Raw genomic sequence first — 11,479 nt, 5'->3', positions numbered from 1 at the left:
GATCAACGAGGTCGTTCCCGCCGCCGAGCTCGAGCAGCGCACCCTCGCCTTCGCGCGGCAGATCGCGAGCAAGTCTCCGCTGACGCTGGCGATCGGCAAAGAGGCGTTCTACCGCCAGGCCGAATTGTCGCTGGCGGACGCCTACACTTACACCAGTCAGGTGATGGCGAAGAACCTTCAGGCCGAAGACGCCAAGGAAGGCATCGATGCCTTCCTCAGCAAACGCCCGCCGGTGTGGTGCGGGCGGTGAGACGTCGCGGAGCTTAAGCTCCGCACGCGTTACAGCAGCCGTCCCGCGATCACGTAGATCGGGGCCAGCACCACGAACGCTGCCACCAGCAGGCAGGCGAATGCTCGGCGCCAAGGGCCGGGCTCGGCTGCCGGCATATCCGCATAGCTGTCGGCCGGCTTGCGGCCGGTGATCATCGCCTGGATCAGCGGCTCGCGGCTGGTGACCGCGTAGATCACGTTGGCGGCGACGTGGACCGCGACAAACACCTCTATCGCGGTGAAGATCCGGCGGTGCCACAGCGCGGCGGTGTCGACAGTGGCATCGGCGACCGTTTTAGCGAGCGGTCCCTCGATGATCAGACGGTCTTCATCCGCGGAGAACAGCCCGCTGATCGCCATAGCGAACACCAGCGCCAGCAGCGCCACGACCATCCATCCGCCGAGCGGATTGTGGCCGAGAAACTTCTTCTTGTCGGCGATATAGGCCAGCACCTTGCCCGGCATCGCGACGAAGCTGCCGAACCGTGCGGTCGAACCGCCGACGAAGCCCCACATGATGCGGAAGACGATCAGCACCAACGCGGTGTAGCCGTTGAGCTTGTGCCAGGCGGGATAGGCCCCGCCATAGGTGTTGCTGATCCAGCCATCGAGGACGACGAAGACGAGCGCCCACTTGAAGACGCGCGTGGGCCCGTCCCAGGCGACGACGCTCGCTTCGTTCATGTCTTAGCTCTTCTTGGCGCGGAAGTCGTCGTGGCACGACTTGCAGTTGCCGAGCACGCCGCCGATGTTCGCCTTGAGCGAGGCTTCATCCTTGATCGTGCTCTGCGCCGCGGTGGCCGCAGCGGCCAGCTTGGCGAACAGGTCGTCGAACTTCGCCTTGTCTTCCCAGATCTTCGGCAGCGCCGCGGTGTCGCCACCGGTCTTGGAATCGGCCGGGAACAGCGCCGGCAGCTTCTTCGAGTCGTCTGCGATCGCAGCCAGCGACTTCTGCACCACCGCCTGGTCGAACTTCGCCTCGCCCTTCAGCATCGCAGCGATCGGCTTGGTCGCCTCGCCCATCTGCTTCAGGATCGCTTTGCGCTGCGCGATGGCGTCGGTCTGCGCGACCGCGAAACCGCTGCCCAGCACAACCAGTCCGGCGATAGTAGCAATTCTCAATTTCATCTTTGCAGGTCCTTTTGATCGTTCCGGTCGCCGCAGGCGCCGACCGGCAGCTTCACCCATCCTGGTGAGTCGCTTCCATCGCGGCTGTTCTCCCACAATCAACCTGACGTTGCGGTGACAACGTCACAGAGCCGGGAGTGCAGCGATCGCGATTCTCCTGCCCCCACCCGATCTCTTAGCCGATGCGACATCGCCGCCGCAAACGATCGGGAAGAACCAACTGCGAACACCTGCCCTGACATGGACGCAATGGCTAAAGATTAGGACAGCAGCCCACGTGATCAGACCGCGCTAACCCGGATCGATCTTTTGATCCGCTGATCACATGTGCGCCATTGTCGCAGGCGCGCGCCGCTTGAGGCCGAGCACATTCACGCATTTGGTACGTAACGTACCAACACACGCGACTCTGCTCTCGGCACTTGCGACTTTCTGGCAATTCTAAACGCGCCGAAGAGATGTGTCCGGCGAAGTAGTTAGGCCCTTTCGCAAGCCGCCGTGCACGCGGCGCGCGAGTGACAGCGATTGCCGCCCCTCCGGCGTTGTTGTTACGCGAAGCGATATCTCGCGTGACTTACGCCGGAGAAGATAGACTCATCATGACGACACCTGCCGAGATCCGCCCGATGCTGAGCATCGAGGGCGAGGAAGATCTCATCGACATTCACTTCGATATGGTCGCCGCGTATCACGGCCAGAGCGCACTGGCGATGCTCGCAGTGACGTTTCAGGCGCTGCGCCTGATGCTGCCGGCGCTGTCGCCGCAGCGACCGCTACGACGCTCCGAGATCAGCGTGGTCAGCGGGCATCCCGGTCCGGGCGTGCGCGACGCTTTCGAATTCGTGACGCGCGCGGTGACGCGCGGCGTCTACACCGTCGACCGCTCGCTGCCGCATGCGCGGCTGTGTCCGGGCGCCGACATGTCTTACAGCTGGCGGGTTTCGGCGGGTGAGCAGACTGTCGGCGTCGCGCTACGTCAGGGCGCGGTGCCGGAACGGTTCTTCGAGCTGATCGGCCGCGGTGCGGCACGGAGCGATGCAGAGAATGTGGAGCTCTCCGCGCTGAAGCGCAGTGTCGCCGCGGACGTTCTGGCCACGTCGCCCGATGCGCTGTTCGACCGGCTGTAATCGGAGCACGCGATGAAAACCATCATCCGGTTCTCCTGCGGTCACAAGACCTCGTCGGCCGGCTGGGCCGACCGGCTCGCCGGCCTGCCCTGCACCATTCGCGATGTTGATCTTTACGCCCTCGACGCCGCGCTGCTCGACGGCGCAGATGCGCTGCTGATCGGCATGCACATGGACCAGCGTTTCCTGCAGGCCAACGCGGCGCTGCTCGGCGATTACATCACGGCCGGCGGCATCGCGGTCGTCAGCGGCCATATCGCCCAACCGTTCCTGCCCGGCCTGTCACCGGTGCAGCCGCTCGGCGGCGGCAGCCTCAGCGATCTGACCATCGCCCGTGCGCAGGCGCATCCGATTTGGGATGGCGTCGCGCTCGAGGATCTCATCTTCCGGCGTGGCGTCGCCGGTTTTTACGGCCATGCCTGGCATAGCCCGCCGGAGGGCGCGACCGTGATCCACACGATGGGACCGGAGGCACGTCCGCTCGACTTCATCTATCACCACGGCCGCGGCGAGGTGCTGATGCACGGCGGCAATGATCTGTGGAGCTTCGGCGGCGACGATTCGAGCCGTCGCCTGCTGCCGCAGCTGATGTCCTGGCTGGTGGAGGCACGCTCATGACCGTCGCAGTGCTCGATAGCGGCACGTACTATCATCACGAGACCATCTTCGGAGACCGTTTCCGCGATCGCTTCGATCGCGTGATTTACGCGCCGGCGCTCGCCGCCACCGATCTCGCTGAACCGACCCTGCTCATCATACCCGATCGCACCAATCCCGAGGTGATGCGCCGCCACCAGCCGCTGCTGGCGGACTTTCTCGCCCGCGGCAACACGCTGGTGGTGCTCGGCGAGAGCGAAGCCGAGACCTGGGCGCCCGGCGTGCGCACTGCCGGACGGCCAACCAACTTCTGGTGGTGGCTTGATCCTGCGCAGAAGCCGCCGCACCAGATCGTGGCGCCCGATCACGAAATCTTCAGCTACGTGCCGGCGGAGTCGACGATCTGGCACATTCATGGCGTGCTGTTTCCGCCGGACGGCGCGCAGGCGCTGGTCACCGTGCCGGACGATCGCGACGGCTGCGATCCCGGCGGCGCGCTGCTCTATGACGATCGCGTCACCACGCCGGGCCGGCTGATCGTCTCTACGCTTGACCCGTTCTATCACCACGGCAGCCGGTTCATGCCGGCGACGACGCGGTTTCTCGACGGCTTCCTGCGCTGGGCGCAAGCCACCGCGCGATCATAGCCGCGGTAGCGGCGCATCGACGCCCGTCAGCCGGTGCACCGGCACGGTCGCCTCGATGCGCTCGCCATCCGCCTCGATGGTGACACGGCGCACCGGAACGCCGTAAAGCCGCGCCAGATTGGCCTCGTCGAGCACGCGGTCGGCGGGACCGAACACCGGCTCGCCCGCCATCATCAGCACCTTGTCGGCAACCGCGAGCGCATGATCGGGATGATGCGTGGTGAACACCACGGTCATGCCGTCGTCGCGCACCAGGCGGCGGATCAGCCGCAGCACCACGCCCTGATTGGCAAGATCCAGCGCCGAGGCCGGCTCGTCGAGCAGCAACACCCGACAATCGCCGGCGAGCGCGCGAGCGAACAGCACGAGCTGGCGCTGACCGCCACTGAGCCGGTCGTAGCGCCGTTCGGCGAGATCGGCGATGCCGACGGCCTCAAGACAAGCTTCGGCGCGGGCGAGATCGCGGCGGCCCGGCGCGCCGAAGCGGCCGAGATAGCGGCTGCGCCCGAGCAGCACCATGTCGATCACCCGATAGCCGACATCGCCGCGCAGCGCTTGCGGCACCACGCCGACGATGCCGTCGACGTTGATCCGGCCGTGCTTCAACGCCAGCGTATTCGCGAGCGCGCGCAGCAACGTGGTCTTGCCGCAGCCGTTCGGCCCGAGGATTGCGGCAGCCTCACCCTCGGCGATCGCGAATGACAGATCGCGAAACAGCCATTGCTCCGAGCGAAACCAATGCCCCGCCTGCTCCACTTGGATCATGCCGTCTGTCCTCTTGCATGCCGGCGCAGCAGCCAGGCGAACACCGGCGTGCCGACGATCGCGGTGACGATGCCGACCGGAATTTCAGCCGCCGACAGGTCGCGCGCCAGCGTGTCGGCCGCCATCAGGAAGGCGGCGCCCGCGACCGCCGACACCGGCAGCAGCCGGCGATGATCCGCCCCGACCACCATGCGCACCAGATTGGGGATCACCAGTCCGACCCAGCCGATCGTGCCCGAGACCGCGACCTGCGCCGAGATCGCCAGACAGGTCGCAGTAAGCAGGATCACCCGGTCGCGGCCGGGCTCGACGCCGAGCGTCCGGGCTTCTTCGTCGCCGAGCGACAGCACGTTGACGCGCCAGCGCATCGCCAGCATCACGCCGCCGCCCAGGATGGTGCACGTCGCCAGCAGCGCCAGGTTCGGCCAGCTCGATGCCGCGAAGCTGCCGAGCAGCCAGAACACAATGCCGGGCAACTTCACCTCGGGATCGGCGATGAAGGTGACAAACCCGACCAGCGCGCTGCAAAACGCCCCGATCACCACGCCGGCGAGCACCAGCGTCAGCACCGGCGAGACGCCGTCGCCGCGGTGAACGATCAGCACTGCGGCGAGGGCGATCGCCGCGCCGGCGAACGCGCCGAGATGCACCGGCAGGCCGAAGCCGAACGACAGGATCGCAACGACGCCGCCGAGCGACGCGCCGGATGCGGCGCCGATGGTTTGCGGGCCGACCAGCGGGTTGCGGAACATGCCCTGCAGCACCGCGCCGGACAGCGCCAGCCCGGCGCCGGCAATGCCGGCCATCAGCACCCGCGGCAATCGCACCGTCGTGACAACAATCCGCTCCGTTGGTGTCCAACTCGCGGCGCCCCACCCCGCCGGCAACCAGTTCGCTGCATCGAGACCGAACGAAGCTAACAGCTCGTGCAGCAGAATGCCGAACACATGCGCGGCCGGCACGTGGTAGCGGCCCGCCGACAGACAGAGCAGCGCCGTCACGATCGGCAGCAGAACGAGCGCGGCGGCTATCAAAGATGTCGCGGTAGGATGGCCGGGCCGCACGGCGGCAGTGTCGAGCGTACTCATCGCGCGACCGCAAACCGGGCGTAGCCGGCGGACGCGCCGTTCTGGGGCGTCTGCAGAATGGCGTCGATCTCGGCATCGGCCAGCGCGTGATCGTAGAGGAAGCTGTACCAGTCCCGCATCTCGGTGCGCAGATCAGTCGTCAGCCGATCCGGATGCAGTAGTTTCGCGAGCCATGTCCATGCCAGCGCCGACTCGTGGCTCGGCGGGTCCCAGCGATACCCGCCGAGCGGCACGCGATACACCCGGCGCTGCTTGATCGCCGCAATGCCCTGCAGCCGTGGATCGCGATAAAGATCAGCCGGCATCGCGCTGTCGAAATTGCCGAGCAGAATGACATCGGGATTCCACACCAGCAGTTGCTCGAGCGTGACCGTGCGACTACCGCCGATCTCGCCGGCCGCATTGCGTCCGCCGGCGGTGCGGATGACGAAGTCCGTATAGGTGTCGCGACCAGCGACGGCGAACGAGTCCGAGGCGCGTGACAAATGCAGCACACGCGGCCGCTCGGCCTCCGGCGTTGCTCTGAAGGTCGCCGCGAGCACGTCCTGCCGTTGCCGCTGCCGCTCGACGATCCTGCCCGCACGCGGCTCCTGCCCTGCGAGCCGCCCCATCATCAGGATCGCGCCCTCGACCTCGTCCTGGCCGCCGTAGCGCAGGCCCAGCACTGTGAGGCCGGCGCGATCGAGCATCGCGATCGGCTCGTCGCCGGAGGTCGCCCATTGCAGCACCGCGTCCGGATGCAGCGCCATGATCGCCTCGACATTCGGCACCACGCCGGCACCGCGGGTGATCCCGATCGGGATCTGATCGAACGACGGAAAGATCCGGCTGAGAATGCCGGCGCGCATCGCTGTGGCCGATGCCGGATTCATCCCGGCGACATGCCCGGCCGAACGATCGATCGCCATGTAGGTCGACGGCGCCGGCATCGGCAAGAAAACCACCCGCTGCGCCGGTGTGGTGACGGCAACGGTCCGTCCGCGCTGGTCGGTCAACTCAGCGGCCCGAGACGAACAGGCCATTGCCGAGACGCCGATCACCACGGCGATCGCCGGCCTCATCCATCGCAATGACGACAGCATCACGTTGACGACCTCACAGCGTTCCTCCTGATCTGCCTCTACTCGGCATTGCCGTTCATAGGCGGCCGATCACAGAACGCAAAACCAAAACACCGCGATGACGCGCGCGACGACGTCCTCGAGACTAGAATCTCTCAAGATTGAGTTGGTACGGTTGCGCGCGTTACTAATCGCGCGCGTAACGAAACAGACATCCCATTTTGTAATGTGTCGAAGTTTGCCTGCACACGGTGGTAATCGTGCGCCACGCTAACGTGGGGATGGTGGTGGTCGAAGTGACGACTCGATAAGGACCCGTTCACTAATCGTGAACTGGGGGACGCCACCAAATGATTCAACGGGCATTCACGCGCGAATCCGCACGGAGCCGACTTCTTGCTTCCAGCTGCGGACTGAGCGTCGCACTGGCCTGCGCGATGACGGCGGGATCGAGCACCGCGACGCGGGCGCAGACCGCCGACACATCGACACCGCGCGTGCGCCATGTGTTGCCGGAAGTGCGCGTGGAATCGGCAAATCCACCGAAGCCGCAGCGCGCAACACGGTCGAGCGATGGCCGCGGCGCCCGCCGCACCGCGGCGCAAGCTCCAAAGCCTGCGCCGGCTCAGCAGGCCGCAGTAGCGACCTCAGATAATTCGCTCAAGCCGATGGGTGGCAAGCTTCCGCAACCCGGAATTCCACACACCGCGCAGCAGAGCATCACCGTCGTCGATCGCGCGCAGATCGAACAGACCAGCCCGACCAGCCTGCTCGACATCCTGCAGAACGTTCCGGGCGTATCGATCGCGCGCGCCGGCGGCATCGGCGGCCAGATTTATCTGCGCGGCTTCTCGTCCAACAACTGGCGCTCGCCGATGTATATCGACGGCGACCGCTTCCGTGGTCGCAACACGCTGCAGCTCAATTACTTCGCCCCCGAAGAGATCGAGCGGGTCGAGGTGGTGCGCGGCCCCGCTTCGGTGGTGTATGGCTCCGAGGCGATGACCGGGCTCGTCAACGTCGTCACCCGCCGTCCCCAGGTCGATCCGTTCGGCCCGTGGCGCGTCACCCATGGCGGGTTCTCGGCGGGTTACAGCTCTGTCGACAACGGCTTCAGCACTTACGAATGGGCGCAGGCAGCCGGCATGGGCTTCGACGTGCTCGGCGGCGTCAGCTATCGCAAGGGCGGCAATTATCAGACGCCGAGCGGCCCTGCGCTCAACAGCGATTATGAGAGCATCGGCGGCAATCTGCGGCTCGGCTGGTCGCCGACCAGCAACCAGCGCTTTGAGTTGGCGCTGCGCGACTATTGGGAAGAAGACGGCCGCGCCGGCGGCGTCGGCGGCGCACCGGGCTGGCCTTATATGCAGGTGCGGCAGCAGCCGAACCAAGTGCACATGGCGAAGCTGTCCTATGCCGGCGACTTCACCGATCAGCTGGTCCAGCACGTCGAAGGCTCGTTCTACGCCAACTACTTCGACACCAAGCTTTCGACGGTGAACACCGCGACGCCGGGCGTCGTCACCTCCTCGGTCAGCCACGTCGGCGGCCCGCTGGTGATCGGCGGCCGAGTGCAAGGCGTGATTCCTTGGGATCCGGCGCCGTGGGGCCTGCTCAAGACGACGTTCGGCTTCGACGGTTTCCAGGAATGGCGGCCGGGCAGCACGTCGTGGTCGGTTCGGCAGACCGCGACCAGTTCGACGATCACGCCCGAGTTCAAGACCGGCCCTGACAACACCCAGGCCAATGCCGGCGCGTTCATGCTGCACGAGTGGAAGCCGATCGATCTGTTGACGCTGTCGGCCGGCGGCCGGTTCGACTGGTTCAACACCACCTCGGAGCTGTCCCCAGTGAGTTCGGCCCGCGCCCTCGCGGTGCTTCGGCAGAACAGCGACGTCACCGCCACCGCGCCGACCGGCAGCATCGGTGCCACCGTTCACGTGACGCCGATCCTCGATCTGCTCGCCTCGGTCGGCACGTCCTATCGCTATCCGACCAATTCCGAGCTGTTCGCGTTCTCGGCAACCTCGATCCCAAATCCGGAGCTGAAGCCGGAGACCGGCCTCACCTACGAGGGCGGCTTCCAGCTCAACTTCCCGACCGCCACCTTCAAGCTGACGGCGTTCGACAGCCACTACGCGAATTTTCTGCAGTCGGTGTTCGTCACCTATAACGGCGCGTCGGTGACGCAGAGCCAAAACGTCGGCCATGCCACCGTGAACGGCGTCGAAGCCGAGTGGCGCTGGCAAGCGACGTCGTCGTTCAACCTGCACGGCAATGCCGCGTGGCTGCAGGCGACCAACACCGATACCGATGCGCCGCTGCCGTTCATCGCACCGTGGAAAGGACGCGTCGGCGTGCAATACGCCCCGATCGGCTCCGGCTACGCGGTTGGTGCCGCGGTGGATTGGGCGTCGGCCAAGACCCGCATCAACACCGCGCAGGAATACCCGACCGGTGGCTATGCGGTGCCGAGCATCTACGCCTCGTTCGATCTCGGCGTGCTGGTCTCGCGCCGCCTCGGCGACACCAAGCTGCACCTCAGCCTGCAGAACATCTTCGACACCTCGTATGCGAGCGCGTCGACCTACGTGAACCGGTCGTACAGCCAGTCGATGTACAACCCGCTGCTCGAGCCCGGCCGCAACTTCACCGCCCGGCTCACCCACACGTTCTGACGACAAGGCGTGTCTGATGGGAGACGGACCGTCCTGCGGCGTAGGACGGTCCGCCTCCGCTGCGGGTCCTCAGGGGCATCGGACCCACATTCGCCAAAGCAGCCCATCCTTGTCGATGAAGTGATGCTTGAGCGCGAACAGCGTGTGACCCGCGATCACCAGCGCCAGCGCCGATCCGAGAGCGAAGTGGATCGTGCCCCAGAGTTCGGCGAGATCCTCGCTCTTGGCGACCGGCGGCGGAATCGGCACGCCGAACAGCGAAGCCGGTCGACCATAAGCAGCGCTCATCACCCAGCCGCTGACCGGCACGGCGAGCATCAACACGTAAAGTGCAAAGTGCCCGAGATGGCTGGCGGTGCGGAGTAGCTGCGAATAGGCGGTCGGCAGCTCCGGCGGCGTATTGGCGGCGCGCCAGATGAAGCGTCCGAACAGCAGCAACACCGTCACGACACCCAGCGACTTGTGCAGCTCGTAGAGCGCATACTTTTCCGGCGAAGGCGGCTGCTGTCCCATGTAGAAGCCAAGGCCGATCAGCCCGACGATGATTGCTGTCATGCCCCAGTGCAGAAAGATCGCCGGACGCGTGTAGCGCTCCTGCGCGGCTGCTGTCGTGTCCATCGCGGTCCTCAATCCCATAAACATAATATCAATACCGTACGTACGGTATTGATATTGTGTTTAGCGCGGGCCCGCGGGGGTGTCAATTCATGCTGTACGACTGGTTCAGTATTCAGGCTGCGTCCGGTGAACCGCCGAGCGCCACGACGCGGTGGTGTTGCGCACCCAGAAGACTGCGCTTCATTCCAAATGAACGTCGCGGCGTGTCCCGGCGGTCTTCCTCCCGGCCGCCTTGAGCCTGCCGAAACGAGAAGACGATCGCTCGCGGCACACGGTGCGAGAAGGCGCTTTGCGCCTCCTCCCCCTGATGTTGGAGCCGTTACGGGTCTTCCGAACGCCGCTCGCAATTCGGCAGAAGCAGAACTGCTTTACAGATTACGCGAGATCACGATGCGCTGGACGTCGCTGGTGCCTTCATAGATCTGGCAGACGCGAACGTCACGATAGATCCGCTCGACCGGGAAGTCCTTCAAGTAACCGTAGCCGCCGAGCGTCTGGATCGCCGACGAGCACACCGCCTCGGCGGTCTCGGAAGCGAACAGCTTGGCCATCGAGGCTTCGGTCAGGCACGGCAGCCCGGCTTCGCGCAGGCTGGCGGCGTGCAGCACCATCTGCCGCGCGGCCGCGATGCGGGTCGCCATGTCGGCGAGCCGGAACGCCACCGCCTGGTGCTCGACGATCGGCTTGCCGAAGGTGACGCGGTCGCGCGCGTAGTCGCGAGCCGCCTCGAACGCAGCGCGCGCCATCCCGACCGCCTGCGAGGCGATGCCGATCCGGCCGCCTTCGAGATTCGACAGCGCGATCTTGAGCCCCTCGCCTTCGGCGCCGAGCCGCAGGTCCGCGGCAATGCGCATATCATTGAAGGCGAGCTGGCAGGTGTCGGACGAATGCTGACCGAGCTTGTCCTCGACCCGCACCACCTCGTAGCCGGGCGTATCGGTCGGCACGATGAAGGCGGTGATGCCCTTCTTGCCGGCCGACGGATCGGTGACGGCGAACAGGATGATCAGCTGGCCGTTCTGTCCCGAGGTGATGAACTGCTTGGCGCCGTTGATGACGTAGGCATCGCCGTCGCGGCGCGCGGTGGTGCGCAGGTTCGAGGCGTCGGAGCCGGCCTGCGGCTCGGTCAGCGCAAAGCCGCCGATCCATTCGCCGCTGGCGAGCTTGGGCAGGAAACGCTGCTTCTGCTCGTCGGTGCCGAATTTCAGGATCGGCATGCACGCCACCGAGGAATGCACGCTGACGATGGTCGAGCACGCCCCGTCGCCCGCGGCGATCTCTTCGAGTGCCAGGGTGTAGGCCACCATGCCGGCGTCGGAGCCGCCATAGGCTTCCGGCACCAACATGCCGAGAAAGCCGAGCTGGCCCATCTCGGTGAGTTCGGCGCGCGGAAACGCATGCGCTGCGTCGCGCGCCGCTGCGGTCGGGGCGAGCCGCTCGCGCGCGAAGTCGCGGGCGGTGTCGCGGATCTGGGTCTGTAGTTCGTTCAGAATCATGATG

At 65.8% G+C, this 11,479-nt stretch carries 12 protein-coding genes; 5 read left to right on the top strand and 7 right to left on the bottom strand.

Features of this window, described 5'->3' with window-relative positions; translation table 11 throughout:
- Positions 1–250, top strand: a 250-nt coding sequence (locus DYI24_RS02130) for an enoyl-CoA hydratase-related protein (RefSeq protein WP_246701129.1), incomplete at its 5' end; no start/stop codon positions are given.
- Positions 251–279: 29 nt separating this feature from the next.
- Here DYI24_RS02130 and DYI24_RS02125 read toward each other — a convergent pair.
- Positions 280–954, bottom strand: coding sequence for a cytochrome b/b6 domain-containing protein (locus DYI24_RS02125; protein ID WP_164571081.1), 675 nt, complete (start codon positions 952–954; stop codon positions 280–282).
- 3 nt (positions 955–957) lie between these two features.
- Positions 958–1,398: a c-type cytochrome gene (locus DYI24_RS02120; RefSeq protein WP_164571080.1), complete on the bottom strand. Its 441-nt coding sequence runs from the start codon at positions 1,396–1,398 to the stop codon at positions 958–960.
- A gap of 599 nt (positions 1,399–1,997) precedes the next feature.
- Between DYI24_RS02120 and DYI24_RS02115 the strand changes: the two genes are divergently transcribed.
- The 3 genes from DYI24_RS02115 to DYI24_RS02105 are packed head-to-tail and all read left to right on the top strand — an operon-like array spanning position 1,998 to position 3,769.
- A complete protein-coding gene (locus tag DYI24_RS02115; protein WP_164571079.1) occupies positions 1,998–2,525 on the top strand; it encodes a hypothetical protein in 528 nt (175 codons plus the stop codon).
- A 12-nt stretch (positions 2,526–2,537) separates the two neighbouring features.
- Positions 2,538–3,143 carry a hypothetical protein gene (locus tag DYI24_RS02110; protein ID WP_164571078.1) on the top strand — a complete coding sequence of 202 codons (606 nt, stop codon included), beginning with the start codon at positions 2,538–2,540 and terminating at the stop codon, positions 3,141–3,143.
- On the top strand, positions 3,140–3,769 hold the full coding sequence (locus tag DYI24_RS02105; RefSeq protein WP_164571077.1) for a hypothetical protein: 630 nt from the start codon (positions 3,140–3,142) through the stop codon (positions 3,767–3,769). The genes DYI24_RS02110 and DYI24_RS02105 overlap by 4 nt, the downstream gene beginning before the upstream one ends.
- Here the strand turns inward: DYI24_RS02105 and DYI24_RS02100 are convergent.
- The 3 genes from DYI24_RS02100 to DYI24_RS02090 are packed head-to-tail and all read right to left on the bottom strand — an operon-like array spanning position 3,764 to position 6,704.
- Positions 3,764–4,534 (bottom strand): ABC transporter ATP-binding protein, encoded by a 771-nt coding sequence (locus DYI24_RS02100; RefSeq protein WP_164571076.1) that lies wholly within the window; start codon positions 4,532–4,534, stop codon positions 3,764–3,766. The genes DYI24_RS02105 and DYI24_RS02100 overlap by 6 nt on opposite strands.
- Positions 4,531–5,622 carry a FecCD family ABC transporter permease gene (locus tag DYI24_RS02095; RefSeq protein ID WP_164571075.1) on the bottom strand — a complete coding sequence of 364 codons (1,092 nt, stop codon included), beginning with the start codon at positions 5,620–5,622 and terminating at the stop codon, positions 4,531–4,533. The genes DYI24_RS02100 and DYI24_RS02095 overlap by 4 nt, the downstream gene beginning before the upstream one ends.
- The gene (locus DYI24_RS02090) at positions 5,619–6,704 is read right to left on the bottom strand and encodes an ABC transporter substrate-binding protein (protein ID WP_164571074.1); all 1,086 of its coding nucleotides are present in this window, start codon (positions 6,702–6,704) and stop codon (positions 5,619–5,621) included. The genes DYI24_RS02095 and DYI24_RS02090 overlap by 4 nt, the downstream gene beginning before the upstream one ends.
- 647 nt (positions 6,705–7,351) lie before the next feature.
- Here DYI24_RS02090 and DYI24_RS02085 point away from each other — a divergent pair.
- Positions 7,352–9,361 (top strand): TonB-dependent receptor, encoded by a 2,010-nt coding sequence (locus DYI24_RS02085; RefSeq protein ID WP_246701128.1) that lies wholly within the window; start codon positions 7,352–7,354, stop codon positions 9,359–9,361.
- Positions 9,362–9,430: 69 nt separating this feature from the next.
- Here the strand turns inward: DYI24_RS02085 and DYI24_RS02080 are convergent, their stop codons facing one another.
- Complete coding sequence (locus tag DYI24_RS02080; RefSeq protein ID WP_164571072.1) at positions 9,431–9,979, bottom strand: cytochrome b; 549 nt, start codon at positions 9,977–9,979, stop codon at positions 9,431–9,433.
- Between the two features lie 368 nt (positions 9,980–10,347).
- Positions 10,348–11,475 (bottom strand): acyl-CoA dehydrogenase family protein, encoded by a 1,128-nt coding sequence (locus DYI24_RS02075; RefSeq protein ID WP_164571071.1) that lies wholly within the window; start codon positions 11,473–11,475, stop codon positions 10,348–10,350.
- Between the last annotated feature and the right edge of the window lie 4 nt (positions 11,476–11,479).

Origin of the sequence: Rhodopseudomonas sp. BR0C11, from assembly GCF_010820945.1 — a bacterium.
Lineage (GTDB): Bacteria > Pseudomonadota > Alphaproteobacteria > Rhizobiales > Xanthobacteraceae > Rhodopseudomonas > Rhodopseudomonas palustris_H.
This window is presented reverse-complemented; position numbering and strand designations above follow the sequence as displayed.